The organism is Streptomyces radiopugnans (assembly GCF_900110735.1).
GTDB classification, from domain to species: Bacteria; Actinomycetota; Actinomycetes; order Streptomycetales; family Streptomycetaceae; genus Streptomyces; species Streptomyces radiopugnans.
The window spans coordinates 46,801-72,379 of record NZ_FOET01000014.1 but is presented as its reverse complement, the minus strand read 5'-3'; the positions used below and the strand labels follow the sequence as shown (position 1 = coordinate 72,379).

The 25,579-nt window shown below is 71.7% G+C and carries 29 protein-coding genes and 1 riboswitch; of the genes, 4 read left to right on the top strand and 25 right to left on the bottom strand.

Translation table 11 applies throughout. The features are described 5' to 3' along the window. The 3 genes from BMY40_RS21640 to rlmN form a co-directional block, all read right to left on the bottom strand. Entirely contained in the window at window positions 1-1,674 is a 1,674-nt protein-coding gene (locus BMY40_RS21640) for an ABC transporter permease (protein WP_093662174.1), read from the bottom strand. 1 nt (window position 1,675) lies between these two features. Further along, a complete protein-coding gene (locus BMY40_RS21635; RefSeq protein ID WP_093662172.1) occupies window positions 1,676-2,776 on the bottom strand; it encodes a thiamine ABC transporter substrate-binding protein in 1,101 nt (366 codons plus the stop codon). After that, a riboswitch (TPP riboswitch) is annotated at window positions 2,771-2,904 on the bottom strand. (Overlaps the previous gene by 6 nt.) An 89-nt stretch (window positions 2,905-2,993) precedes the next feature. Next, window positions 2,994-4,100: a dual-specificity RNA methyltransferase RlmN gene (gene rlmN / locus BMY40_RS21630; protein ID WP_093662170.1), complete on the bottom strand. Its 1,107-nt coding sequence runs from the start codon at window positions 4,098-4,100 to the stop codon at window positions 2,994-2,996. Window positions 4,101-4,308: 208 nt separating this feature from the next. Between rlmN and BMY40_RS21625 the strand changes: the two genes are divergently transcribed. Beyond that, entirely contained in the window at window positions 4,309-5,073 is a 765-nt protein-coding gene (locus tag BMY40_RS21625; protein WP_093662168.1) for a type II toxin-antitoxin system death-on-curing family toxin, read from the top strand. A 403-nt stretch (window positions 5,074-5,476) separates the two neighbouring features. Beyond that, window positions 5,477-6,028 (top strand): HD domain-containing protein, encoded by a 552-nt coding sequence (locus BMY40_RS21620; RefSeq protein ID WP_093662166.1) that lies wholly within the window; start codon window positions 5,477-5,479, stop codon window positions 6,026-6,028. A gap of 3 nt (window positions 6,029-6,031) precedes the next feature. On the opposite strand, the gene BMY40_RS21615 is transcribed toward BMY40_RS21620, so the two are convergent. Both BMY40_RS21615 and BMY40_RS21610 read right to left on the bottom strand, forming a co-directional pair. Further along, on the bottom strand, window positions 6,032-6,256 hold the full coding sequence (locus tag BMY40_RS21615) for an e9imm peptide (RefSeq protein WP_245770233.1): 225 nt from the start codon (window positions 6,254-6,256) through the stop codon (window positions 6,032-6,034). 295 nt (window positions 6,257-6,551) lie between these two features. Beyond that, window positions 6,552-7,127, bottom strand: a complete 576-nt coding sequence (locus BMY40_RS21610) for a hypothetical protein (protein WP_093662164.1) — start codon at window positions 7,125-7,127, stop codon at window positions 6,552-6,554. Between the two features lie 181 nt (window positions 7,128-7,308). On the opposite strand from BMY40_RS21610, the gene BMY40_RS21605 reads away from it, so the two are divergent. After that, a complete protein-coding gene (locus tag BMY40_RS21605; protein WP_093662162.1) occupies window positions 7,309-7,668 on the top strand; it encodes a hypothetical protein in 360 nt (119 codons plus the stop codon). A gap of 212 nt (window positions 7,669-7,880) precedes the next feature. Here the strand turns inward: BMY40_RS21605 and BMY40_RS21600 are convergent, their stop codons facing one another. The 5 genes from BMY40_RS21600 to rpsB all read right to left on the bottom strand — a co-directional run bounded on the left by BMY40_RS21600 (window position 7,881) and on the right by rpsB (window position 12,640). Beyond that, window positions 7,881-9,080 (bottom strand): phosphatidate cytidylyltransferase, encoded by a 1,200-nt coding sequence (locus BMY40_RS21600; RefSeq protein ID WP_093662161.1) that lies wholly within the window; start codon window positions 9,078-9,080, stop codon window positions 7,881-7,883. Window positions 9,081-9,102: 22 nt separating this feature from the next. Further along, window positions 9,103-9,660, bottom strand: coding sequence for a ribosome recycling factor (gene frr / locus BMY40_RS21595; RefSeq protein WP_093662313.1), 558 nt, complete (start codon window positions 9,658-9,660; stop codon window positions 9,103-9,105). Between the two features lie 172 nt (window positions 9,661-9,832). Further along, on the bottom strand, window positions 9,833-10,606 hold the full coding sequence (pyrH, locus tag BMY40_RS21590) for a UMP kinase (protein WP_093662311.1): 774 nt from the start codon (window positions 10,604-10,606) through the stop codon (window positions 9,833-9,835). A gap of 182 nt (window positions 10,607-10,788) precedes the next feature. After that, window positions 10,789-11,625 (bottom strand): translation elongation factor Ts, encoded by an 837-nt coding sequence (gene tsf, locus BMY40_RS21585; protein ID WP_093662159.1) that lies wholly within the window; start codon window positions 11,623-11,625, stop codon window positions 10,789-10,791. Between the two features lie 115 nt (window positions 11,626-11,740). After that, window positions 11,741-12,640: a 30S ribosomal protein S2 gene (rpsB, locus tag BMY40_RS21580; protein ID WP_093662157.1), complete on the bottom strand. Its 900-nt coding sequence runs from the start codon at window positions 12,638-12,640 to the stop codon at window positions 11,741-11,743. Between the two features lie 352 nt (window positions 12,641-12,992). Here rpsB and BMY40_RS21575 point away from each other — a divergent pair, with 352 nt between their 5' ends. Further along, entirely contained in the window at window positions 12,993-13,775 is a 783-nt protein-coding gene (locus BMY40_RS21575; protein WP_093662309.1) for a murein hydrolase activator EnvC family protein, read from the top strand. 208 nt (window positions 13,776-13,983) lie between these two features. Here BMY40_RS21575 and BMY40_RS21570 read toward each other — a convergent pair whose 3' ends face one another. From BMY40_RS21570 to rpsP, 15 genes are all read right to left on the bottom strand, one after another. Further along, entirely contained in the window at window positions 13,984-14,541 is a 558-nt protein-coding gene (locus tag BMY40_RS21570; RefSeq protein ID WP_093662155.1) for a TetR/AcrR family transcriptional regulator, read from the bottom strand. A gap of 54 nt (window positions 14,542-14,595) precedes the next feature. After that, the gene (gene whiG, locus BMY40_RS21565; RefSeq protein WP_093662153.1) at window positions 14,596-15,438 is read right to left on the bottom strand and encodes an RNA polymerase sigma factor WhiG; all 843 of its coding nucleotides are present in this window, start codon (window positions 15,436-15,438) and stop codon (window positions 14,596-14,598) included. A 266-nt stretch (window positions 15,439-15,704) separates the two neighbouring features. Beyond that, window positions 15,705-16,835: a DNA-processing protein DprA gene (gene dprA / locus BMY40_RS28720; RefSeq protein ID WP_245770232.1), complete on the bottom strand. Its 1,131-nt coding sequence runs from the start codon at window positions 16,833-16,835 to the stop codon at window positions 15,705-15,707. Continuing rightward, window positions 16,832-18,442 (bottom strand): YifB family Mg chelatase-like AAA ATPase, encoded by a 1,611-nt coding sequence (locus BMY40_RS28715; RefSeq protein ID WP_093662151.1) that lies wholly within the window; start codon window positions 18,440-18,442, stop codon window positions 16,832-16,834. The genes dprA and BMY40_RS28715 overlap by 4 nt, the downstream gene beginning before the upstream one ends. Before the next feature lies 1 nt (window position 18,443). Beyond that, on the bottom strand, window positions 18,444-18,818 hold the full coding sequence (locus BMY40_RS21550; protein WP_093662149.1) for a YraN family protein: 375 nt from the start codon (window positions 18,816-18,818) through the stop codon (window positions 18,444-18,446). Window positions 18,819-18,972: 154 nt separating this feature from the next. Beyond that, window positions 18,973-19,296, bottom strand: coding sequence for a DUF2469 domain-containing protein (locus tag BMY40_RS21545; protein WP_093662147.1), 324 nt, complete (start codon window positions 19,294-19,296; stop codon window positions 18,973-18,975). Window positions 19,297-19,309: 13 nt separating this feature from the next. Beyond that, window positions 19,310-20,059, bottom strand: a complete 750-nt coding sequence (lepB, locus tag BMY40_RS21540) for a signal peptidase I (protein WP_245770231.1) — start codon at window positions 20,057-20,059, stop codon at window positions 19,310-19,312. 69 nt (window positions 20,060-20,128) lie between these two features. Beyond that, entirely contained in the window at window positions 20,129-21,073 is a 945-nt protein-coding gene (gene lepB, locus BMY40_RS21535) for a signal peptidase I (RefSeq protein WP_093662305.1), read from the bottom strand. Next, a complete protein-coding gene (gene lepB / locus BMY40_RS21530) occupies window positions 21,000-22,070 on the bottom strand; it encodes a signal peptidase I (RefSeq protein ID WP_093662143.1) in 1,071 nt (356 codons plus the stop codon). The genes lepB (BMY40_RS21535) and lepB (BMY40_RS21530) overlap by 74 nt, the downstream gene beginning before the upstream one ends. After that, on the bottom strand, window positions 22,063-22,704 hold the full coding sequence (gene lepB, locus BMY40_RS21525; protein WP_093662141.1) for a signal peptidase I: 642 nt from the start codon (window positions 22,702-22,704) through the stop codon (window positions 22,063-22,065). The genes lepB (BMY40_RS21530) and lepB (BMY40_RS21525) overlap by 8 nt, the downstream gene beginning before the upstream one ends. A 125-nt stretch (window positions 22,705-22,829) precedes the next feature. Further along, complete coding sequence (rplS, locus tag BMY40_RS21520; RefSeq protein ID WP_093662139.1) at window positions 22,830-23,177, bottom strand: 50S ribosomal protein L19; 348 nt, start codon at window positions 23,175-23,177, stop codon at window positions 22,830-22,832. Between the two features lie 129 nt (window positions 23,178-23,306). Beyond that, window positions 23,307-24,128 carry a tRNA (guanosine(37)-N1)-methyltransferase TrmD gene (trmD, locus tag BMY40_RS21515; protein WP_093662137.1) on the bottom strand — a complete coding sequence of 274 codons (822 nt, stop codon included), beginning with the start codon at window positions 24,126-24,128 and terminating at the stop codon, window positions 23,307-23,309. Then, window positions 24,128-24,706, bottom strand: coding sequence for a ribosome maturation factor RimM (gene rimM, locus BMY40_RS21510; protein WP_093662135.1), 579 nt, complete (start codon window positions 24,704-24,706; stop codon window positions 24,128-24,130). The genes trmD and rimM overlap by 1 nt, the downstream gene beginning before the upstream one ends. 141 nt (window positions 24,707-24,847) lie before the next feature. Next, entirely contained in the window at window positions 24,848-25,087 is a 240-nt protein-coding gene (locus BMY40_RS21505) for an RNA-binding protein (RefSeq protein WP_093662133.1), read from the bottom strand. A 2-nt stretch (window positions 25,088-25,089) separates the two neighbouring features. Beyond that, the gene (rpsP, locus tag BMY40_RS21500) at window positions 25,090-25,524 is read right to left on the bottom strand and encodes a 30S ribosomal protein S16 (protein WP_093662131.1); all 435 of its coding nucleotides are present in this window, start codon (window positions 25,522-25,524) and stop codon (window positions 25,090-25,092) included. Window positions 25,525-25,579: the final 55 nt, after the last annotated feature.

Here is a 25,579-nt window from a genome sequence, read left to right as displayed (position 1 = left end):
CTACAGCTCCCCCGATCGGTCGGTGCGGACGCCCTCCAGCGCCAGCAGGGTCGCCGCGCACAGCAGCATCAGGATCGTGCTGAGCGCCATGGCCTGGCCGTAGCTGGCCTCTCCGGCCCGTCCCAGCAGGCGGGCGACGGCGACGGGCAGGGTGGGTGCGTCGGCGCGGGCGATGAAGACGGTGGCGCCGAACTCGCCCAGGGAGACGGCGAAGGCGAACCCCGCGGCGACCAGCAGCGCCCGCCGCACCAGCGGCAGATCGACCTCGCGCCACGCGCGCGGCGGCGACGCGCCCAGCATCGCGGCGGCCTCGCGCAGCCGGGTGTCCACGGCCCGCAGGACCGGCAGCAGGGTGCGCACCACGAAGGGGATGCCGACCAGGGCCTGGGCCAGCGGGACCAGGATCCACGAGGAGCGCAGGTCCAGCGGAGGGGCGTCCAGGGCGATGAGGAATCCGAAGCCGACGGTGACCGCCGAGGTGCCCAGCGGCAGCATCAGCAGCGCGTCGAGGCCGCGCAGCAGCCGTCCGGCCCGGCCTCCCGGACCGCGCAGAGTGAGGGCGACGGCCGCCGGGAGGCCGACGGCCAGGGCGACGGCGGTGGCGGTGGCCGCGTAGGCCAGGGAGTTGCCGACCGCCTCCAGCGGGGCCACGGTGAAGGTGCCGCCGGCCGCGTCGGCCGAGCCCAGGGCGCGGTAGTGGTGCAGCCCGTAGCCGCCGGGGCCGCTCAGGGACCGCTCGGCGAGCACGGCGAGCGGGGCCAGGAGCAGTACGGCGATCTGGACCAGCACCCCTGCCAGCAGCACCCGCTGTCCGGCCCCGCGCGGACGGCGGGCGGTGCGGGCGGCGTCGACCATGCCCAGGGCCGTCCTGCGGCGGCGGAGGGTGCGGGAGTGGAAGGCCATCAGGGCGGCGACCGAGGCGAACTGCAGCAGGGTCAGGACGGCGGCGGTGGGCAGGTCCAGCAGCTGGGCGGTCTGCCGGTAGATCTCCACCTCCAGGGTGGCGTAGCCGGGGCCGCCGAGGATCTGGACGACGCCGAAGGAGGTGAAGGTGAACAGGAAGACCATCAGCGCGGCGGCGGCGACCGACGGGACGAGCGCCGGGAGGGTCACGGTGCGCCAGGCGGCCCACCGGCTCGCGCCGAGCACCCGCGCGGCCTCCTCCTGGCGGGGGTCGAGCTGCGCCCACAGGCCGCCGACGATCCGCACGACCACGGCGTAGTTGAAGAAGACGTGGGCCAGCAGGATGGCGGTGACGCCGCCGTCCAGCCGCACCCCCCACCACTGGTCCAGCAGCCCGCCGCGGCCGAGCAGGGCCAGGAAGGCGGAGCCGACGACGACGGTGGGCAGCACGAACGGCACGGTGACCGCCGCCCGCAGCACCCGCCTGCCGGGGAAGTCCAGACGCGCCAGCACGTACGCGCCGGGCAGCGCCAGCAGCAGGGTGAGCGCGGTGGAGGCCGCCGCCTGCCACAGCGTGAACCAGACCACGCCGAGGATGTCGGGGTCGGTGAGGACGGCGGCGATCCGCTCCGGACGCCACCGCCCGCCGTCGTACAGCCCGCGGGCGGTGATGGCGGCGACGGGGTAGGCGAAGAACAGCGCGAGGAAGACGGCCGGCACCGCCGCGAGCGCTAGGCGCGCAGCCGTCCCCGCACGTATGCCCGTCCTCACCTCACGACGACCGCACGACGGCCGAGGTCCACGCCTTGACCCACGCCTCGCGGTTCTCGGCGATCTTCTCGGGGGCCATGGTGCGGGGCTCGTCGATCGTCTCGCCGTACCGGGTGAAGACCTCGGGCAGCTCCGCGTCCTCGCGCACGGGGTTGACGAACATCTGCAGCGGCAGGTCCTCCTGGAAGGAGCGGCCGGTCATGAAGTCCAGCAGCGCCTTGCCGCCCTCGGGGTTGTCCGCGCCATCGAGCAGTCCGGCGAACTCGATCTGGCGGAAGCAGGTGCCGGTGGCCACCCCGGTGGGGGCCTGCTCGGGCGCGGGGTCGGCGCCGAGGACCTCGGCGGGCGGGCTGGAGGCGTAGGAGACGACCAGCGGACGGTCGCCCTTGCCCTTGCCTCCGGAGGAGCCGGAGAAGCGGTCGTAGTACGCCTGCTCCCAGGCGTCGACGACCTCGACGTCGTTGGCCTTCAGCTTCTCCCAGTACTGCGGCCATCCCTCGCCGTACTCGGCGACGGTGGCCAGCAGGAAGCCCAGTCCGGGCGAGGAGGTGGCGGCGTTCTCGGTGACCAGCAGGCCCTTGTAGGCGGGCTCGGCGAGGTCGTCGAGGGTCTTCGGCGGGGCGATGCCGCGCTCGTCGAAGTAGGCGCGGTCGTAGTTGACGCAGACGTCGCCGGAGTCTATGGGGGTGACGCGGTGCTCCCCGGCGTCGAGCTGGTACCGCGCCGGTATCTTCGCCAGGCCCTCCGCCTCGTACGGCGTGAACAGGCCGTTGTCCAGGACGCGGGAGAGCAGGGTGTTGTCCACGCCGAACAGGACGTCGCCCTGCGGGTTGTCCTTGGACAGGATGGCCTGGTTGAGGGAGGAGCCGGCGTCGCCGCCGCGCAGCACCTTCACCTTGTAGCCGGTCTTCTCGGTGAACTCCTCCAGCACGGCCTCGGAGGCCGCGAAGGAGTCGTGGGCGACCAGGGTGACCGTCTTGTCCTTCCCGCCCTTCCCCCCGCCGTCCCCGGAGGACTGCGAGCCGCCGCACGCGGTGAGGGCGGAGAGGGTGAGCGTGCCGAGGACGGCCGCGCCCAGGGCGCGGCGGAGCTTGGTGTGCACTTTCTTCTGACTCCCTACGCCGGTACTAACCGGATCAGGTCCGAGGGTCTGCGGCTCCCCGGGCGGCCTCTCGGCTGCTCCGGCGACACCGCACTCTCAGCGCTGTGCGCGCTCCCCTGTCGGTTCCGCTGTTTCGATGAATGTGTTCGCTACTGGTGTTTCGCTACTGTGTGCGACCGCTGAGGTCCCCGCCACCGTACCAGTGGCGGGCGCGCCCTCAGCGCTCGGTGGCGGCGAGCTGGCCGCAGGCTCCGTCGATCTCCTGCCCGCGGGTGTCGCGGACGGTCACCGGCACGCCGTGCGCCTCCAGTCCGGCGACGAAGGCGCGCTCGTCCTCGGGCCGGGAGGCGGTCCACTTGGAGCCGGGCGTGGGGTTGAGGGGGATGAGGTTGACGTGCGCCCTCTTCCCCGCCAGCAGCCGGCCCAGCAGGTCGGCGCGCCACGCCTGGTCGTTGATGTCCCGGATGAGGGCGTACTCGATGGAGACGCGGCGGCCGGACTTCTCGGCGTACTCCCAGGCGGCGTCGAGGACCTCGCGGACCTTCCAGCGGGTGTTGACCGGCACCAGGGTGTCGCGCAGCTCGTCGTCGGGCGCGTGCAGGGAGACCGCCAGCCGGCACTTGAACCCCTCGTCGGCCAGGCGGTGGATCGCCGGGACCAGCCCGACGGTGGAGACGGTGATGCCGCGCTGGGACAGGCCCAGGCCGTCGGGCTCGGGGTCGGTGAGGCGGCGGATGGCCGCGATGACCCGCTTGTAGTTGGCCAGCGGCTCGCCCATGCCCATGAAGACGATGTTCGACAGCCGTGCGGGGCCGCCGGGCACCTCGCCGTCGCGCAGGGCGCGCATGCCCTCGACGATCTGGTGGACGATCTCGGCGGTGGACAGGTTGCGGTCCAGCCCGGCCTGCCCGGTGGCGCAGAAGGGACAGTTCATGCCGCAGCCGGCCTGGGAGCTGACGCACATGGTGACCCGGTCCGGGTAGCGCATCAGCACCGACTCCACCAGCGTCCCGTCGTGCAACCGCCACAGCGTCTTGCGGGTGGTGTCGTCGTCGCAGCTGACGTGCCGCACCACGGTCATCAGCTCGGGCAGCAGCTCGCCCGCCAGCCTCTCGCGCGCGGCGGCCGGGATGTCGGTCCAGGTGGCGGGGTCGGTGGCATACCGGGCGAAGTAGTGCCGCGACAGCTGCTGGGCGCGGAACGGCTTCTCGCCGATCGCGGCGACGGCCTCGCGCCGCTCGGCCGGGGCGAGGTCGGCGAGGTGCCGCGGCGGCCTGGCGGCCCCGCGCGGCGCGACAAAGGTGAGTTCTCCGGGTGCAGGCATAACCCCTCCAGTGTCGCAGATCAACTCCGACGCCCCAGGCCAGAGCAGGGAGGCCGCCGTCACTCTCGGCCGTCCTCTGTCATCGTCGGCCACCCTCGCACGGCCCACAGACGGCCCAGAGCAGTCGGCGGATTCTCCCGATTCTGGCCCGACATGCACTTTATTCTGCGAGGATTCTGCTCCGAACCGCGCAAGGGAGCAGGGCGCCATGTCCAAGGCAGTGATAACTCTCTCGGTCGATGAAGTACTGCGAGTCCGTAACGCGATGACGAAAATGAATATCGCTTCCCGCGACTTCGGAGGAAACCGACCCCTATACCCAGATAAGCTCGAATCCGCAGTCAGCCGGCAGACCGTTGGGTACGGCGGACAACTGAAGTACAAAAAACTCGAATCCATTGCTGCCACTTTGTTCTTTGGCCTAGCCTGCAGCCACTCATTCGAGAACGGAAATAAGCGCACTGCACTCGTTTCGATGCTGGTTCTACTGGAAAAGAACAGCGCATCCTTGGGCGAGGCAACGGAGCAAGAACTTTATGATCTTGCGACAGACGTGGCCGCGTACAAAAAGTGCGACAGGTTCGCCCACTACGAGGGTGGCTCCGATGAAGTGGTTTCGGATGTTGGAAGGTGGCTCCGGTCACGCATCCGCGATCGACGGGCCGGTTTTCGCCCCATGAAGGCTGGCGAGTTTCTTTCCTCGCTACAGAACCTCGGATGCGAGGTGGGGCCACCCATCAAGAGCTTTATCCGGGTTACACCACCTCCCAGTAGCTCCGGCCGCGTCGCGAAGATCTACTATGGCGGAGACGGAAAAGAACTTAGCGCCGACTACATTCGTGGCATCCGACAGCAACTCGGCCTTGGACTTGCAGATGGCGTAGACGAAGCCACCTTCTTCGACCTAGAACCCGCCGTGGACAGATTCGTCCAAGAATATAGTGGCGTGCTAGACAGGCTTGCAGATGCGTAGTTGAAAACCCTACGACTATAGCTTTCGGTCGCGCCCCGAGCGGCAGCCAGAGTACGCGGTCGGCGGAGCGGCTTTGGGCGGGAGCTGCCTTGGGGCGAGAGATCGGGGCCTGTAAGCTTTCGGTGACTCGGGCGGTCTGTGGACCTGCCCGCTAATGCCCGATGTGGGCCCCGATCTTCGAGGCTCGCCCCAAGGTGGCTGCCTAAAGCCGTGGAGCCGACCGGCCCCAGCCACAGCGGGTTTCTCCTCAGCCAGCTCTTCGTCGTTCGGCGCGTGGCCGGCGGTCCGGGCCGGAGCGGGGAAGACATGAGCGACGGCCCGGACCGCCGGCCACGCGCCGAACGCGGCGGAAGCGGCTTGATGAAGGGAAACTCTTACCGCGCTGCTCGGCTGCCGTGTAGGCATGTCGTCTTCGCTGGATACGCCCCAGGGCGCGGCCGAGCTGGCCGGGTCGCTGCTGCCCCCGCTCGGGAACCGCTGGCTGCACACTCAGACGGTTGCTGAGCGGGCCCGTGAGGCGTCTCCGGCCGTGCCCGAGGATGAGCGGGATCTTCTCGTCGCCGCGGCCTGGCTGCACGACATCGGGTACGCGCCCGAGCTGCGGGAGACCGGTTTCCATCCGCTCGACGGTGCCCGGCACCTCGAATCGCTGGGCGCTCCGCGTCGGCTGGTCTGCCTGGTCGCTCACCACTCCGGCGCTGTCTACGAGGCTGAGCAACGGGGCCTGGTCACCGAACTCGAACCCTACGAGCGGGAGGACTCGCCGCTTCTGGATGCCCTGGTCTACTCGGACACGGCCACCGGACCGGCGGGCCAGTGCTTCGAGTTCGGCCGCCGCATTGACGAGATCCTGGTGCGTTACGAGCCGGGCAGTGAGGTGCACACCGCGATCAGTAAGGCTCACCCCTACCTCGGCGCTGCGGTCGAGCGCGCTCGGGCGCGCCTCGACGGGTAATCGTCACAGGGCGATCGGCTGGTACGCCAAGGCCCTGTCGACCACCTTCACAGCGGTCAGTTCCGGGTCGAGGTCCCAGAAGATGTAGCCGCTGATGTGGGGGCAGGCTAGGCCCCGTTCGAGAGCTTCCAGCAGGGTGTTGCCCTCTGCTTCGTCGGTGTAGTCCCCGTCGATCAGCCGCTGCACCAGGGGAAGAGCTTCCTCACGGGTCATGGTGCGGTGGGTCATGAGCGCTCCTCTACCCGATGTAGGGCTTGCCCGGTCTTCGAGACTGTGGTCGGTCCGCATACGCATCGATGGGTGGCGCCGGCATACCCCCTCCAGTAGCGCAGATCGGCTGCGGCATTCCGGGCGCGAGCGGGTCGGCGGCCATCGCCGGCGGCTTCCGCACGGCCTGGGAACGACCCGGCGGGGGTCTTCGGCCACGCCGCTTCCGCTCTCGGCCCGGGCGGCTGCGGTGCTGCCCCGTCCCCGTCCGGGCCGGCCGGCCCGCCGCCCGGAGCGGTCGTACGGGCGCCGTTCCTCAGAGCTTGCCCGCCACCAGGACCGTGCGGTGGCCGCCCAGCGCGCGTGCGAGTCCTTCGAGGAAGCCGGTGCCGAACTCGGGCCAGTCCCAGAACTCGAAGCCCAGGTGGCCGAACGCGTAGTGGTCGCTCTCCCAGTTCCACGCGGCCAGGTCGCCGGCTCGGCCGCAGCGCGGGCAGGCGACGGCGGCTCGCCCCGTGTCGCACCAGGTGCCGATGGCCTTCTCGAAGGGTTCCCAGGCGCCCTCGACCTCCTCCCACTCGTCGGTGTAAAGGTCCACGTGGGCGGCGCAGTGGGGGCAGGCGGCGTACATGGCATCGCCCTGGCCGCCGTGGAAGACGGTTGGGCCCGTCTCGATGTTGAGTCCGTCGTGGGGCTCCCAGTCCCGGTGCCTGACGGCCTTGGTCCAGAGCGGACCGGGCGGATGTCCCAGCGGGGCGCCGAGAACACAGTCGGTGCGCTCGGCGCGGACTATCCCCTCGGCGACGAGCCAGGCGAGACCGCGTGCTGCGAGGGACGGAGCGTCCGCCGGCGTGGCGTCCAGGTCGACGACGGTCTGGAAGTGGCTTCCCATGGGGCGACGATAGAAGACGCCGCCGACAGCGGCCGAGGGCCCGGCCGGCGCCCGGGGTCGCCGCGCGCATGCGTGGAGCTCCTTTTCGCGAAGCCGCGTCCAATGGCCGGAACGGGGAGGTGGGGGCGTGTCGGGTCGGAGCGGGGTCCGTCGCCGTGGCGCGGCGGCAGACGGGTTCCGGATGCGGCTCGTCGCGGTGGTGGTCGCTTCCGTGTCGGCCGCCGGTTGCGGCGTCCTGGACGTTCCGGTCGAGGAGCGCTGGGAGGCGAGGGCCGGTTTCCCGGGTTGCGGCGGGGTGGCCCTGGAGCAGGGCGAGGACCTGCGTGAGCGGGCGGTGGGGGAGATCGCCTGCCTGCGGCGGTCCCTGGAGAGCGGCGAGGACGCGGAACTGCAGGTGACCTACTCCACCGTGGAGGGCGCCCCGGTCCGCGACCACTACCGTCTGACGCCGCAGGGCAGGCTCGAGGTGTACACCGACGGCACGGACGACCCCTACTCGGACGGGAAGTGGTCGTTCGCCGAGTGCTACGAGCCGCGATGACCGGCCGGGGTCTCCTGCACCCGATGAGCCGGGGGCGCCGGGGTGCCGGGACGGCGGGCCGCCGGGGTGGAGCCGCACCGGCCCGGCACCGAGGGCGGCCTCGCGGCGATCCGGGCGTTCCCACCGGGCGTCGTCCCGCACGGTGCCGTGGACGTGTCCGGGGCCCGCCGCTCGCGAGCGGCGGGCCCCGGACACGGGCGGGATGCGGGTCGTCAGCCCGCGCCGACGAAGACGGTCAGCAGCAGCCAGACCACGGGGGCGGTGGGCAGCAGGGAGTCCAGGCGGTCCATGATGCCGCCGTGGCCGGGCAGCAGGGTGCCCATGTCCTTGATGCCCAGGTCCCGCTTGATCATGGACTCGCCCAGATCGCCCAGGGTGGCGCTGACGGCGACGGCCAGCCCCAGCAGCAGACCCTGCCACCAGACGCCGCCGTCGATGAGGAAGTGCACGCACAGCGCGCCGGCGGCCATCGCGAAGGCCACCGCCCCCAGCAGGCCCTCGCGGGTCTTGCCGGGGCTGATGCGCGGTGCGAGCTTGTGCGTGCCGAAGCGCCAGCCGACCGCGTACGCCCCGGTGTCGCTGACGACGGTGAGCAGCAGGAAGGTGAGCACCCGCTGCGGGCCGTCGTCGGCGGCGAGCATCATGGCGACGAAGGTGGCCAGGAAGGGGACGTAGAAGGCGGCGAAGACACCGGCGGTGACGTCCCGCAGGTACTCCGTCGGGTCCTCCGTCATCCGCCACACCAGCACGGCCAGCGCGGTGAGTGCCGTGGCCACCCAGGCGCCCTCCGCACCGCGGACGTAACCGGCGACGACCATCGCGGCGCCGCCGACGGCCAGCGGCACCAGCGGCACCCTGATCTGCTTGCGTTCGGCGAGGCGGGAGGTCAGCTCCCACAGCCCGACCACGACGGCGGCGACGATCACGCCGACGAAGACGTGCTTGTAGACGAAGAGCGAGGCGATGATGACGGCGCCCAGCCCCAGGCCGACCCCTATCGCGGCACGCAGGTCGCGGCCCGCCCGCTTGCGGCCCGAGGAACGGCCCCGGGGCGAGGGGGCGGCGGGCTCCGCTCCGGGACCGGTCCTCGGTTCGGGACCGGTCCTCGGTTCGGGCCGGCCGCCGCCGGGGACGGGGCCGCCGTCGAACGGCCGCCCGGCCGCCCGGCTGTCACGATCGTCCTGGTCACCGCCGGGGGCGTCGGGCACGATGGGCATACGCCGAGTCTGCGACGCGTCGGCGTCCTCGTGCGTGTAACCCGCCGGGGCCTGTGCCACCTCTGCGCGAAGCGGGGAGGAGAAACCCTGTTCGTGAGTGCTCCGGTATCCGAAGTGGCCGGGATGAGCGGGGTGGCCGGGGCGACCGGAGGGCCCGGCGCCCGACGGTGGTGCTCCCCAGGATGAGTCGTTCACGAAAATCGCAGCCTCGAAAACCTCAGACCTCGAGAAGCTCGGCTTCCTTGTGCTTGAGCAGTTCGTCCACCTGCGTGACGTACTTGGAGGTGGTGTCGTCGAGCTCCTTCTCGGCGCGGCGGCCCTCGTCCTCGCCGATGTCGCCGTCCTTGATCGCCTTGTCGATGGCCTCCTTGGCCTTGCGGCGGACGCTGCGGATGGAGATCTTGGCGTCCTCGGCCTTGCCCTTGGCGACCTTGATGTACTCCCGGCGGCGCTGCTCGGTCAGCTCCGGGAAGACGACGCGGATGATGTTGCCGTCGTTGGAGGGGTTGACGCCGAGGTCGGAGTCACGGATGGCCTGCTCGATGTTGCGCAGCGCGCTCTTGTCGAACGGGGTGACCACGGCCATGCGCGGCTCGGGCACCGAGAACGACGCGAGCTGGTTGATCGGGGTCATCGCGCCGTAGTAGTCGGCCACGATCTTGTTGAACATCGCCGGGTGCGCACGGCCGGTGCGGATCGCGGCGAAGTCCTCCTTGGCGACGACGACCGCCTTCTCCATCTTCTCCTCGGCCTCGAGGAGGGTCTCTTCGATCACCACGTGCTCCTGGTTCGATGAATTGAGCCGGAAAGCCCTGATTCCTGCACGGTGTCCGACCGGCAGGCTGTTGTCCATCCCCGTACCGTGCCCATCGTGCGGCACGGAGTTGCCGTACGGTGCCGTGTACCGCGGCTCCCGTACGGACGTCGTTTCGTGTCCGCCCTCGGCGTCAGGCCCGGGAGCCCTGGTCGCTCACCAGTGTGCCGATCTTCTCACCCCGGACCGCCCTGGCGATATTCCCCTCCGCCAGCAGCTCGAAGACCAGGATCGGGAGCTTGTTGTCGCGGCAGAGGGTGATGGCGGTGGCGTCGGCCACCCTCAGCTCGCGGGCGATGACCTCGCCGTACTCCAGGGCGTCGAACTTCACCGCGTCGGGGTTGGTCGCCGGGTCGGAGTCGTAGACGCCGTCCACGCCGTTCTTGCCCATCAGCAGGGCCTCGGCGTCGATCTCCAGGGCGCGCTGGGCGGCGGTGGTGTCGGTGGAGAAGTACGGCATGCCCATGCCCGCACCGAAGATGACCACGCGCCCCTTCTCCAGGTGCCGCACGGCGCGCAGCGGGATGTACGGCTCGGCGACCTGCCCCATGGTGATGGCGGTCTGCACACGGGAGTCGATGCCCTCTTTCTCCAGGAAGTCCTGGAGAGCGAGGCAGTTCATGACCGTGCCGAGCATGCCCATGTAGTCGGACCGGGCCCGGTCCATGCCGCGCTGCTGGAGCTCGGCACCGCGGAAGAAGTTGCCGCCGCCGATGACGACGGCGATCTCGGCGCCGTCGCGGACCACGGCTGCGATCTCGCGGGCGACCTTGTGCACGACGTCGGGGTCGACTCCGAGCCCTCCACCGCCGGCGAACGCCTCACCGGAGAGCTTCAGCAGGAAGCGGCGGCGGCGGTCGCGGTCCTTGTCGGAGGCTTTGCCTCCGGGGTCGTTGCCCTGTTTCATGCGGATCTCCTCGTGCACACGCGTGAGGAGGCCATTGCCGGTGGTTCCTCTCGGTCCCCGAAAGCGGCAATGGCCTCCTCGTCACAACTGCGGTCGTCCGGTCCGTACGCGCCTGCGCTCAGTGCGCGACGCACCGGGACGGGCCCCCGTACCCCGACCCTAACCGGGAGCGGGCGTACGGGTCAGGCGCCGACGCGGAAGCGGGCGAAGCGCTTCAGCGTGACACCGGCCTCGCCCAGGACCTTCTGGACGGACTTCTTGTTGTCCTTGGCGAAGGGCTGGTCCAGGAGGCAGTTCTCCTTGAAGAAGCCGTTCACGCGGCCCTCGACGATCTTCGGCAGGGCCTGCTCGGGCTTGCCCTCCTCGCGCGCGGTGGCCTCGGCGACGCGGCGCTCGTTGGCGACGGTCTCCTCCGGAACGTCCTCGCGGGAGAGGAACTTCGGGGCGAACGCGGCGATGTGCTGCGCGACGTCCTTGGCGACCTCGGCGTTCTCCTGCTCCAGCTCGACCAGGACACCGACCTGCGGGGGCAGGTCCGGGCTGGTGCGGTGCATGTAGGCGGCCACGTAGCCGCCGGAGAACTGCGCGAAGCGGTCGAGGACGATCTTCTCGCCGAGGGTGGCGTTGGCCTCGTCCACGTACGTCCGCACGGTCTTGCCGGACTCGATCTCGGAGGCGAGCAGCGCCTCGATGTCGGCCGGGGAGGTGGCGGCGACGTGGGCGGCGATGGCGTCGGCCACGGCGAGGAACTTCTCGCCCTTGGCGACGAAGTCGGTCTCGCACTTGAGCTCGACCAGCACACCGGACTTCTTGTCGTCGGCGATCAGGGAGACGACGGCGCCGTTCTCGGCGGTGCGGGACTCGCGCTTGGCGACGCCCTTCTGGCCCTTGACGCGCAGGATCTCGACGGCCTTGTCGACGTTGCCCTCGGCCTCGTCCAGCGCCTTCTTGCAGTCCATCATGCCGGCGCCGGTGAGCTCACGGAGCTTCTTGACGTCAGCGGCGGTGTAGTTCGCCATGGTCGGTGAATCTCTTCTCGAAAGGTCGATGAGGATGGATCGATCTACGGGACGGGCATGCGGCCGGGGGCGGCGCTCATGGCACTGCCCCCGGCCGTACCACCTGCGGCGTCGGTCAGGCCTGCTCGGCCGGCTTCTCGCCCTCGGCGGGGGCGGCCTGCTCCTCGGCGGGGGCGGCCTGCTCCTCGGCGGCGGCCGGGGCCTGGGCCTCGCCCTCCTCCTTGGACTCGGCGGCCTTCTGGGCGTCGCCCTCGAGCAGCTCGCGCTCCCACTCGGCGAGCGGCTCGCCGGCGGCCTTCTCGCCCTTGCCCTCGCCGGCGGCGCCGGAGCGGGCGATGAGGCCCTCGGCGACGGCGTCGGCGATCACACGGGTGAGCAGGGTGACGGAGCGGATCGCGTCGTCGTTGCCCGGGATCTTGTAGTCGACCTCGTCCGGGTCGCAGTTGGTGTCGAGGATCGCGACGACCGGGATGTTGAGCTTGCGCGCCTCACCGACGGCGATGTGCTCCTTCTTGGTGTCCACGATCCAGACGGCGCTGGGCACCTTCTGCATGTCGCGGATACCGCCGAGGGTCTTCTCCAGCTTGGCCTTCTCGCGGGAGAGGACCAGGAGCTCCTTCTTGGTGAGGCCCGAGGCGGCCACGTCCTCGAAGTCGATCTGCTCGAGCTCCTTCAGGCGCTGCAGACGCTTGTGGACGGTCGAGAAGTTGGTCAGCATGCCGCCGAGCCAGCGCTGGTTGACGTAGGGCATGCCCACGCGCGTGGCCTGCTCGGCGATGGCCTCCTGGGCCTGCTTCTTGGTGCCGACGAACATGATGGAGCCGCCGTGGGCGACGGTCTCCTTGACGAACTCGTAGGCGCGGTCGATGTACGACAGCGACTGGAGCAGGTCGATGATGTAGATGCCGTTGCGCTCGGTGAAGATGAAGCGCTTCATCTTCGGGTTCCAGCGGCGGGTCTGGTGCCCGAAGTGGACGCCGCTCTCCAGCAGCTCCCGCATCGTGACGACGGCCATGGCCGTATCTCCTTGGATCACTCGGTTGTACACGGCGGCCGGACGGCCGCCGCTCCTGACGCCCCGACGCGCTTGCCTGCGAAGTTCACGGGTTGAAGACCGTCTTCGAGGACCGAGGTGCGCGGCCGCCTGTGGAGGGTGGCGGGGCGTGCGAAGTCGATCCGGTGACCCGGATCGCACCAGAAGTGTACGGGACCGGGGAAGCGGCGGGCGACACGCATGGGTTGCGGACACCGCCGCGGCGGGCGGTGCCGTCCCCGGACCGGGTGACGCGGTTGTCCACAACCGGCCGGTACTCCACAGTCCTCGCCCGAGATCAACTCCGTCCCGCTCTCCGCGCCACGCTGTGCTCATGGGACGCCGACTCCGCGCCACGCCGCCGCGCTGCCTGCCGCTCTGCCTGTCGATTCTCCTGTCGCTGCCGCTTCCGGCCGCGGGGGCCGCTGCGGCCCGTGCCGCTCCCGGGGACGGCCGCCCGGCCGACGTCCCGTCCGGCGCCCCGGCCGACGTCCCGTCCGGCGCCCCGGCCGACGTCCCGTCCGGACCCGGCCGGGTCAGACCGGTGCCTGGAGCGGTCGGACGCGGCTGGGATCCCCCGCCCGAACGGTGGTCGGCCGGCCACCGCGGCGTGGACCTGGCGGCTCGCCCCGGGGAGCCGGTGCGCGCGGTGGCCGCGGGCCGGGTCTCGTTCGCCGGGGAGGTCGCCGGACGCGGGGTGGTCTCGGTCGAACTCGCGGGCACGGGGTCCCCTCCGCTGCGTACGACGTACGAGCCGGTCGGCGCGCGGGTGCGCGAGGGCGACCGGGTCGCGGCGGGGGATGTGGTGGGCGTGCTGGAGCGGGACGGCTTCCACTGCCCGGCGGGGTGTCTGCACTGGGGGCTGCGCCGCGGTGACGCCTATCTGGATCCGCTCTCCCTGCTCGACCGCGGTCCCTCCCGGCTCCTCCCAGTGCTGGGGGTTCCGCTTCCTGCGGACCCGGGAAGGCGGCGGGGCGACGCGATGCGGACGGTAGCCGCTCGGGGCTCACCGGTCACCGGCGTGTCCGGAGTGGGGGCGGCGCTGGTCATGGTGGTGGCCGCGTCCTGGGCCCGGCGCCGGCACGTCCGGCTCCGCGCGGAGGGACCGTCCCCGTGAACCGCGGCGTTCGACGGCCGTACGCGCCCCGGGCGCCCGCGGGTGCTCTCGTCGCCGCCGCCCGTACGCCTTCCGCGCCTCGGCGGATCCGGCGGGCCCGCCGAAGACGTGTGCCGCCCGGGGGGCGGCGACCGGGACGGCGGGCGCGCATGCGCCCGGAGGGAAAGCGGAGGGCGAGCGGGGGTGGGGGAGAAAAGGAGGAGGGAGTTCAGCCCGCGACGCCGTGGAGCGCCATCGACACGGCGGCCCGCGTGATCCGGTCCGGGTCCTCGGCGGCGCCCAGTTCCATACGGCGGACCGCGGCGTCCACGACGCCCTGCAGCAGGGTGGCCGTCAGCCGCGGCTCGTCGTGACCGAGAGCCGCGAGGGCGTCCACCACCATGGTGATCAGTCCGCCGTGGGCCGCACGGATCTTCTCCCGGGCGCCGGGGTCCAGTTCGCCCGCCGAGATGGCCACGACGGCCCGGTGGCGCCGGTCGCCGGCCAGCGCCAGCTGCCGCCGTACATAGGCCTCCACCTTCGCCTGGGGGGTGTCGGCCCGCTCCATGGCGTCCTCCACCTCCGCCGCCCAGACGGGGAAGTCGACGGCGCACAGCTCCTCGACGACGGCGGCGCGGGAGCGGAAGTACTCGTAGACGGACGAGCGCGCCAGTCCCGTGCGAGCCGCCAGCGCGGGGAAGGTCAGCGCGTCCGTGCCGCCCTCGGACAGCAGGGATCGTGCTGCCTCCAGCAGGGCGTCGCGCTGCATCGTCCGGTGCTCGGCCACGGAGGCCGCTCGAATCCTGGGCACGTGTCCCACTGTAGGGAGGACGGTGGCGATTCAGCGACCGACATCGGCGAGCTTGGCCCGGAGCTGCAGTACGGACTTGGTGTGGATCTGGCTGACCCTGCTCTCGGTGACTCCGAGCACCTGCCCGATCTCGGCGAGGGTGAGCCCTTCGTAGTAGTAGAGGGTCACCACGGTCTTCTCGCGCTCGGGCAGGGTGTTGACCGCCCGGGCCAGCAGCCGCCGCAGCTCGCGGTCCTCGGCGATCTCGACGGGGTTGTCGGCGGCCGTGTCCTCGAGGGTGTCCATGAGGCTCAGCCGGTCGCCTCCCTCCGCGCCGCTGTGGAGCACCTCCTCCAGGGCGACCACGTTGGCCAGCGGCAGCCGGCTGAAGATGCCGTGGAGTTCCTCCAGCGGGATCCCCATCTCGTCCGCGACCTCGGCCTCGGAGGGTGTGCGCCGCAGCGTCGCCTCCAGCGCGGTGTGGGCGCGCTCGAACGCGCGGGCCTTCTGCCGTACGGAGCGGGGGATCCAGTCGAGCGCCCGCAACTCGTCGATCATGGCTCCGCGGATGCGGGTGATGGCGTAGGTCTCGAACTTGATCGAGCGACTCGGATCGAACTTCTCGATGGCGTCGATCAGCCCGAACACCCCGGAGGAGACGAAGTCGGCCTGCTCCACGTTGGCGGGCAGGCCGACGCTGACGCGCCCGGCCACGTATTTGACCAGGGGCGAGTAGTGGAGGATCAACTGCTCCCGCAGCCGCTCGTCGCCCGTGCACTTGTACGACCGCCACAGTTCGTCGAGCGATGCGGGCGGGGCAGGGCGTGCGGCACCGTCGGCCGCAGTCGGTTCTGCCGTGGCCGTGCGGTCGGGCCCGGGGATGTGATGGGGCATGCGTCGTCTTGAGCCGTTCTGCCGTGATCTGTGCGCTGACGCCGGTGGGCGTACGGAGGGGTCGGGAACCTTGGGAGCGTAGCGTGACTGAGGCGTCGCTCAGCGCGAGGAGCGGTCGACCGGGCATACGCAGATACGTTCCGCTGCCCGCACCCCGGGGTTACCCGGGTGGCCGGAGCGGCGCGGCCGGGCCATGCGGAATGAAGCGTTCAGCGATCATGTCTCTCACCCTTTCACTCGATCGACCCAGGTCAAGGACCGCCTCGTCACCTGTTGGTGTGTTGGTTGGCCGCTCTGGCCAACTGCCAGTAGTCACCGTTGCGTTCGAGGAACCCGAGTGACTGCAGTTCCTGGAGGCGGACGAGCGCGCGGTCCTCCGCGAGAGCGGCGGCGCGCGCCACCGCCCCGACGCCGAGCGCACCCCGGGCGGGAAGTGCCTCCAGGACGCGCGCCGCCTCCGGGGACAGCAGGTCGCGCGGCACCATGGGCCCGCGCCGTTCGGGGGCCAGTTCGCCGATGGCGCCGACCAGCTCGACGATCTCGGCGGCGTCGGTGACGACGATGCCCTCACCGCGCAGGAGCTGGTGGACGCCCGCCGACAGTCCGCTGGTCACCGGGCCGGGAACGCCCATGGTGAGCCTTCCCAGCCCGAGGGCCCGCCGCGCGGTGACCAGCGAGCCGCTGCGCAGTTCCGCCTCCACCACCACGGTGCCGCGGGTGAGGGCCGCGATCACGCGGTTGCGCAGGACGAAACGGCTGCGGGTGGGGTGGTCGCCGGGCGGCAGCTCGGCGACCAGCAGCCCCTGTTCCCCGATGCGCCGGATCAGCTCGCCGTTGCCCGGCGGGTAGGCCACGTCGACTCCGCAGGCCAGGACCCCGACGGTCGCTCCCCCGACCGCCAGGGCCCCGTTGTGTACGGCGCCGTCCACTCCGTACGCCGCGCCGGAGACCACCGTCCAGCCGCGGGCGGCCAGGCTGGAACCGAGCGTCGCGGCGACATGGGCGCCGTAGTCCGTGCACGCCCGTGAGCCGACGACGGCGACCGAGCGCAGGGCCCACATCCGCAGCGAGGCTCTGCCGCGCACCCACAGGCCCACGGGGCGTCCGTCGCCCAGGTCGTCCAGCTGGCTCGGCCACTCGGCGTCGCCGGGGCAGACGAAACGCCCGCCCAGTCCGCCGATCGCGGCGAGGTCGGCTTCGGGGTCGAGTCCTCGCGCACGCTGCCGCAGTCCGGCCCAGCGGGTCCGGGACGCGCCGGGCAGCGGGGAGTCGGATCCGAACGCCTTGAGCGTCTCCACCGCCCCGTACCGGTCGAGCCACCGGTTCATCGCCTCGTCCCCGGGCTCCCCGATCCTGGTGAGCGCCGCCCGGGCCACGCGTTCCTCACGGCCGGTCACGCCCGGCCTCCGGCGAGTGCCGCGCCGCGCCGCACGCCGGTGCGCAGCTCCAGCGCGCCGTCCACGTCCTCGGCCGTGGGCCGGTCGTGCCCGGCGAGGTCGGCCAGGGTCCAGGCGACCCGCAGGACGCGGTCCAGGCCTCGTGCGGTGAGCAGGCCGCGCTCCATGTCCTCCTCGGCCCGGCCGAGCGCTCCTGGGCTCCCCGGCCACCGGGTGCGCAGTTCGTGGCCGGGGACCTCGCTGTTGGTGTGCCAGGGCGTGCCGGCGTAGCGGGCGGCGGCGCGCTCGCGTGCGGCGCGCACCCGAGCGGCCACGGTCTCGGTGGGCTCGGAGCGGGCGCCGGGGGCCGTCAGCTCGGAGCGGGTGACGGGTTCGACCGTGACCCGGAGGTCGACGCGGTCCAGCAGGGGCCCGGAGAGCCGCGCGCGATAGCGCCTGACCGACGAGGGCCTGCACTCGCAGCCGCCGCCCCGGGAACCGTGCCGGCCGCAGGGGCACGGGTTGGCGGCGAGGACGAGCAGGAAGCGTGCGGGCATGCGCATCATGCCCTGGGCCCGGGCCACGACGACCTGCCCCGACTCCAGCGGCTGGCGCAGCGCGTCGAGCACCCGCGCGCTGCATTCGGCCGCTTCGTCCATGAAGAGGACGCCGTGATGGGCGAGGGACACCGCTCCGGGCCGGGGCAGACCGCTGCCGCCGCCGACCAGGGACGCGGTGGTGGCCGAGTGGTGCGGGGCGCAGTAGGGAGGCCGCTCGACCAGCGGCTGACCGGGCGGCAGCGCCCCGGCGACGGAGTGGACGGCGGTGACCTCCAGCGCCTCCTTCGGGGTGAGCGGTGGCAACAGCCCGGGGAGCCGTTCGGCGAGCATGGTCTTGCCCGCTCCCGGCGGGCCCTTGAAGAAGACGTGGTGGCGCCCCGCGGCGGCCACCTCCAGCGCTCTGCGGGCGGCTCTCTGGCCGGCGACCTCGGCGAGGTCCACCCGGCGTTCGCCGCCCAGCCCCGCGATCCCTCCGCCCGCGCCGGGCACGGTGAGGCCGGCGAGCATGGTGGCGTCGGCGCCGTGCTCGTCCGGGCACTCCTCCTCGGGTACGGGCGCGTCGGTGAGGACGGCGACGAGCTGGCGCAGGGAACGGACGCCGAGGACGGAGACGCCGGGGACCAGTGCGGCCTCGGAGGCGGTCTGCTCGGCGACCACGACCTGGCGGTATCCGGCGTCCGCGGCGGCCAGGACCGCGGGCAGGACGCCGCGGACGGGCCGGACGCGCCCGTCGAGGCCCAGTTCGCCGATCATCACCAGCCCGGTGAGTTCGCGGGGGTCGATCCGCTCGGCGGCTCCGAGCACCGCGCAGGCGACCGCGAGGTCGAATCCGCTGCCGCTCTTGGGCACCGAGGCGGGGCTGAGCCCGACGGTGAGTTTCTTCTGGGGCCAGTCGACACCGGAGTTGACGACCGCGGCCCTGACCCGGTCGCGGCTCTCCACCAGGCTCTTGTCGGGCAGGCCGACGAGGGTGAAGGTGGCCAGCCCCGGTTCGAGGTCGGCCTGGACCTCGACGACCACGCCCTCGACGCCCACGAGGGCGACCGAGCAGGTACGGGCGAAGCCCATGTCAGGCCACCCCCCTCACGTGCTGCACCCGGGGGGCGCCGCGCTCGGGCAGGACGACGCCGACGAGGTCGATGCGTACGCCTCCGGTCGGCGGACGGCCGTACCGGGCGAGCCAGCGTTCGCCGAGCCAGCGGGAGGCGAGTCTGCGCAGCCGCTCGGCCTTGCGCGGGGTCACGGCCGACATCGGGTGCTCGTACGGGCCGGCCCGGCGTGTCTTGACCTCGCAGACGACGAGCGCGTCGGCGTCCCGGGCGACGATGTCGATCTCGCCGTCGCGGCAGCGCCAGTTCCGTTCGAGGACGGCCATGCCCATCTCGCGCAGCCGCCGGGCGGCCAGGTCCTCGCCGTAGCGCCCGAGTGCGTTCCTGCCGTTCATCGGTACCACCTCCGGGGCCGACTGTGGCGGCTGGGGAGGCGGTTGGGCGATCATGGTCCGGTTCGGTGGACTACCGGCCGGTTGTGGATATCTCGCTCACTCGTACGAGTGATCATCAGGCGCGGCGTTGACGGACCGGCGGCCGGCTCCGGGCTCACCTCTTGAAGTCGGAGTCCTCGGGCAGGTCCAGATCGCTCTTGTTCAGCTCCTCGATGTTCACGTCCTTGAAGGTGAGCACCCTCACCTGTTTGACGAAACGGGCCGGCCGGTACATGTCCCACACCCAGGCGTCGGCCATCGAGACCTCGAAGAAGACCTCGCCCTGGACCGAGTGCACCTGCATCTCGTAGTCGTTGGTGAGGTAGAAACGGCGTTCGGTCTCGATCACGTACCTGAACAGACCGACGACGTCCCGGTACTCCCGGTAGAGCTTCAGCTCCATCTCGGTCTCGTACTTCTCGAGGTCCTCGGCGCTCATGGCGTGTTCCCCTTCAGCCGTGCGTTCCCCCATTGTGCGTCAGCCTCGCACGCTTGCCGCGGACCGAGCCGATCGCCCCGTACCCGGCGCCGCCGAAGATCAGCAGGGCGCCGGCCCCGATCGCCGCCAGGGCGGGGCCCAGCGGCCCCGGCCGGGAGACCCCGCCGGGCAGGTCCGCGAAGCCGGCGGGGCGCTCGACCATGCCCGCGTGACCCAGCGGCCAGACGGTGGCGTCGACCCGGCCCGTCACCGCCTCCCTGGGCACGGAGCCGTTGTTGGCGTCCTCCAGGTGCGTGCGCGAGTCCAGTGATCCCTCCCGGTGGTCGCCGAGGAGGAAGAGCTGCCCCTCGGGCACGGAGGCCTCGAAGGTGGCGAAGGAGGCCCTCTCGCGCTCCAGCCGGTACGGCTCGTCGACGGGATCGCCGTTGACGGTCAGCTTCCCCTGCCCGTCGCAGCACTTCACGGTGTCGCCGCCGACGCCGACGACGCGCTTGATCACCGGCATGTTGCCCCACAGCGGATCGAGGAAGACGACGACGTCGCCGCGCCTGACCTCGTCGCCGTCGATGCGCTCGGCCAGCACCCGGTCCCCGGCCTCGACGGTGGGCGCCATGGAGTCGGTGGGCACGGCATAGGGCTGGTACAGGACGGCGGCCCAGGCGAAACCGCCCAGGAAGAGGACGCAGCCGATCACCACGGCCGCCGACGACAGCACCTGGCCCAGACGGCCGCGGCCTCCCCCGGTACGTTCGGCTCTGCTCACTCACGCTCCCGGAAGATCTGGGTCCAGCGACGGTCTGCGCCGCACCCTACCCCCGGGTACGCTCCCGGGTCAGCCCGCGGCCCGCCCGTCCGTCCCGCTCACGGCTCCGGGCGCCGTCCCGGACACCTCCGCCGTCCCGGGCGCTCCGGGCGCCCCTTCCGCGGCCCTGGCCCTCAGGCGCCGCCGCCACATCACCAGCGGCACCGCGCCCACCAGGCCCAGCGCCGCGGGAGCCGCGGCCAGGCCCTGCTCGGCGAAGGTGTCGGGCACCGGGAGGGTGCCCCAGCGGTCGATCGGCCACGCCTTGACGACGGCCCGCCCCACGACGTCGTCCACGGGCACCGTCCCCTGTCCGGGGAGCTGCTGGTGGAAACGGGAGTCCAGGGAGTTGGAGCGGTGGTCGCCCATCACCCAGATCCGGTCCTCGGGGACCTTGACCGGGCCGAAGCCCTCGCTGCCGCAGGGGGAGTCGCCGGGGTAGATGTAGGACTCCTCCTCCAGGGCCTTGCCGTTGACCGTGACGGGACCGTTCTTCTCGCACGCCACGGTGTCGCCGCCGACCGCGATGACCCGCTTGATCAGATCCTGCTCCTCGGCCGAGGGCATCAGGCCGATGAAGCTCATGAAGTCCTGGAACACGTTGGTGTCCTGCCGGACCGACTCGTCGAGCCAGCCGCCCGGGTCGTGGAAGACGACGACCTCGCCGCGCTCGGGCTCGGCCCCGAACCAGGGCGTCAGTTTGTCCACCAGCACCCGGTCGCCCCGCTGGAGGGTGTTCTGCATCGAGTCGGAGGGGATGGAGAACGCCTGCAGCAGGAACGTCTTGATCCCCAGAGCCAGCAGCAGCGCGATGCCGATGAGGATGGGCAGTTCCTTCAGGAAGGAGCGTTGCTTCTTTTCCGTCACTCTCTCTCCGCTGTCCGGGCCCGCGGCCGCTTCCTCACCGCGCTCCACGGGCTCGTCGTCGGCCCGCCGCTCGGGCCCGTCCGCGTCGGATCGCGCCCCGACCGCCACGTCCCCCACATCCACTCCTCACACCGATACCGCTCTTACCGCGCTGCAGCCCGCGCCTCAGCCTGTGCAGACCCACGCCTGCCACTCCCATAACGAGCGGGAGTTCCGCAGGGCTCGGTATGCGCACCATGTCATCGTCATCGCCATTGTCGGCGCCCGCGGCCGCGGAGGCGGTTTCGCCGCGCGGATCCGGTACCGACGCGTAGGTCTCGGGCTCCTCCAGCCGTCGCCAGTGGGCGTAGGGCCAGGCGATCACCACGGCCTTGCCCACCACCAGGCTCTCGGGAATGGTCCCCTTCCCCGGGTCCTGGAGGTGGTAGCGGGAGTCGGCGGAGTTGGAGCGGTGGTCGCCCATCACGAAGATGCGGTTCTCGGGCACCTTCACCTCGAAGCGCATCTGCGAGGGCGCGTTGCCCGGGTGGAGGTACGGCTCGTTCAGCGGTGTGCCGTTGACCGTCACCCGGCCGTCCTCGTCGCAGCACACGACGGTGTCCCCGCCGATGCCGATGACCCGCTTGATCAGGTCCTGCTCCTCGGCGGAGGGCAGCAGTCCGATGAAGGTCAGGAACTGCCTGCCCTGCTTGATGCCCACGGGGTCGTCCCGCTCCGGCTCCTCCCCCGGCGGCAGCCAGCCCCCGGGGTCCTTGAAGACCACCACGTCACCGCGTTCGGGGCGCGAGCCGAACCAGGGCGTCAGCTTGTCCACCAGCACCCGGTCGTCGATCTTGATCGTCTGCTCCATCGAACCGGAGGGGATGACGAACGCCTGCACCAGGAACGTCTTGAGTACCAGTGCGATCAGCAGCGCGACGCCCACCAGGATGGGTATCTCCTTGGTCACCGACAGCCGTCGGCGCCTTCTGATCCGCTTGGCGGCGCGCCGCCGGTCGGCCCGGCCCTCGCCGGGGCCGCGCAGCGTGGTCCGGGGCTCCGGCGGCGTGCCGCCACCGCGTGCGGCCGCCCGCCCGCCGCCGCGCGGCCGTCCGCGCCTACCCATCACGGCCCCGCAGGGAGGTCCAGCGGTCGGCCGGCCAGACGATCCAGTCGGCCCGTCCGATGACCCTCTCCACCGGCACGGTGCCGCCGCCGGGGGCTCCGAGGTGGTCCCGGGAATCGCTCGACCGGGAGCGGTGGTCGCCCATCACCCACAGCCGCCCCTCGGGGACCGCGATGTCGAACGGGACGGCCGAGGGCCGGTCGCCGGGATACAGGTAGGCCTCGTCCACCGGTTCGCCGTTCACCTCGATCCTCCCCCGCTCGTCGCAGCATCTGACCCTGTCTCCACCGACTCCGACGACCCGCTTGACGTAGTCGGTCCCCCGCGACGGTTCCCGGTCGAACGAACCGGTGCCGTCGAACACCACAACGTCTCCGCGCGCCGGAAGGTTGCCGAATCGGTACGCCAGCTTGTTCACCAGGACGCGGTCGCCCGCTTTGAGGGTGTTCCCCATGGAGCCGCTCGGAATGCGGAAGGGTTCCGCCGCGAACGTGTGGACCAGCAGGAGCAGCACGGCGACCGCGGCGACCGCGGCCCCCGGACGCACGAAACGCGACCGGCGTCCCCCTCCCCGTACGGGGGAGGGGGAGCGGTCGCGCTCCATGGATCGCGTGTGCTGTTCGTCGGTGTTCATCGAGCCGAGAGCCTAACCCGGCGGCGCGGCGGACACCGGTGCGGACAGCGGCGCGGGGGCCGTACCCCGCGGGCGGCGCCGGACACCGGGGCGTCCGGCGCTCCGCCGCGCGGGCCGGTCGCGGATCAGCGCTCGCGCTTCTCCTTGATCTTGGCGGCCTTGCCGCGCAGCTCGCGCAGGTAGTACAGCTTGGCGCGGCGGACGTCACCGCGGGTGACGACCTCGATCTTCTCGACGACCGGGGTGTGCACCGGGAAGGTGCGCTCCACGCCGACGCTGAAGCTGACCTTGCGGACGGTGAAGGTCTCGCGGACGCCGGAGCCCTGGCGGCGGATGACGACACCCTTGAACTGCTGCACACGGGAGCGGTTGCCCTCGATGACGCGCACGTGGACGTTGACGGTGTCGCCGGGGCGGAAGCTGGGGATGTCGCTGCGCAGCGAGGCGGAGTCGACGCTGTCGAGAAGGTGCATGACCGTCTGCTTTCCTCGCCGATGCCACAGGTCATCGGCGGAATCGTTCGTTGGGTTCGGTGAGCCGCCGTACCGGTCGGGCGTTGGTCCCCCTGTGGCAGGGTCGCGCGCCGGACGCGAGGCAGCGGCCTATTCTTCCACGCCCCCGGCCACGGGCCCAAATCGGCCGTCGGGCCGCTCGGCCCAGCCCAGCTCGGCGAGCAGCCTGCGGTCATCGGCGTCCAGCGCCGCGGGGTCGCATCTCTCGATCAGGTCCGGGCGGTAGCGCACGGTGCGGCGGAACGCCTGGTCCCGGCGCCAGCGGGCGATCCTGCCGTGGTGGCCGCTGAGCAGCACTTCGGGAATGTCCCGGCCGCGCCACACCGGCGGCTTGGTGTAGACGGGGCCCTCCAGGAGGTCGGCCATGGCCCCGGGCGCGAAGGAGTCGTCGCGGTGGGACTCGGCGTTGCCCAGGACCCCGGGCAGCAGCCGGGCGACGGCCTCCACCATGACCAGGACGGGCGCCTCTCCGCCGGCCAGCACGTAGTCGCCGATGGACAGCTCGCGCACCCGCAGGCGCTCGCCGTACTCCTCGATGACGCGGCGGTCGATGCCCTCGTAGCGGGCGGGGGTGAAGACCAGCCACGGCTCGGCGGCCAGTTCGACGGCGGTCTCCTGGGTGAACGGACTGCCGCTGGGGGTGGGGACGACCAGGACCGGTCCCTCCCCCTGCCCGTCCGCGCCCGAGGCGATGACCGAGTCCAGCGCCTCGCCCCACGGCTCGGGCTTCATGACCATGCCGGGGCCGCCGCCGTAGGGGGTGTCGTCGACGGTGTTGTGCCGGTCGTGGGTCCACTGCCGCAGGTCGTGGACGCGTACGTCGAGCAGGCCGCGGGCGCGTGCCTTGCCCACCAGGGAGACGTCGAGCGGCTCCAGGTACTCGGGGAAGATCGTGACGACGTCGATCCGCATCAGGCGCCGTCCTCACCGTTCCCGGCGTCCCCCGCGCCGCTCCCGGTGCGGGATCCGGCGATCTCGGCGCGGTCGTCGATGAGTCCGGGCGGCGGGTCGATGACGGCCCGCTGCCCTTCCAGGTCGATCTCGGGGACGATCTCACCGACGAAGGGGACGAGCACCTCGCCGCCGTCGGCCCTGCGCACCACGAGCAGGTCCTGGTGGGGCAGGTGGGCGATCTCCTCGATCCGGCCGACGGGCGTTCCGTCGCGGGTGACGACGTCGAGGTCGATCAGCTGGTGGTCGTAGTACTCGTCGGGGTCCTCGGGGGTCTCCTCCGGGTCGACCTCGGCGATCAGCAGGGTGTTGCGCAGCGCCTCGGCGGCGGTGCGGTCCCCCACGCCCGCGAAGCGCAGCAGCAGCCGGCCGCTGTGGACACGCCCGGACTCGATGGTCAGGGGCCCTGCGGAGGCGGGGTCGGTGGCCAGGACCGCGCCGGGGGCGAGGCGCACCTCGGGTTCATCGGTGCGCACCTCCACCGTGACCTCGCCCTTGATCCCGTGGGCACGGCCGATGCGCGCGACTACCAGCTGCACTGCTCGTCACTCCAGGTTCTCGCCGGTTCCCTTGTGCCGCCCCGCGCTCGGTCCGCGCACGGCGGCGGTCACGGGCACGGGCCGGGGGCGGCGGTGCCGCCCCCGGCCCGTGCCGGTGCTCTGCGTTGTCTGCTGCGGCCCTCAGCGGACCTGGTCCACGTCGACGAGGTCGACGCGGACGCCCCGCCCGCCGAGAGCGCCCACGACGGTGCGCAGCGCGCGTGCGGTGCGGCCGTTGCGGCCGATCACCTTGCCGAGGTCGTCGGGGTGGACCCGGACCTCCAGCACGCGCCCGCGACGCAGGTTGCGGGAGGCGACCTGCACCTCGTCGGGGTGGTCGACGATGCCCTTCACCAGATGGTCGAGGGCCTCTTCCAGCATGGTCACGCCTCGGTCGACTCGGCGGCGGCCTCGGCCTCGTCCGCCTTCTTGTCGGCCTTCTTCGCCTTCTGGGTGATGGCCTCACCCTTGGGCTCGTCCGCCGACTCCTTGGCGGCGGCCTCGAAGAGGGCGCGCTTGTCGGCCTTGGGCTCGGCGACCTTCATCGGCTCCGGGGCCGGCAGACCCTTGAACTTCTGCCAGTCGCCGGTGACCTTCAGGATGGCCAGGACCGGCTCGGTCGGCTGCGCGCCGACACCCAGCCAGTACTGGACGCGCTCCGAGTCGACCTCGATACGAGAGGGGTTCTGCACCGGGTGGTACAGACCGATCTCCTCGATGGCCCGGCCGTCGCGACGGGTACGGGAGTCGGCGACGATGATGCGGTAGTGAGGCGAACGGATCTTGCCCAGTCGCTTCAGCTTGATCTTGACTGCCACGGCTGTGGTGTCTCCTGGTCTTTGGCGTGGTTGGACACGGCGGGATGCCACGTGG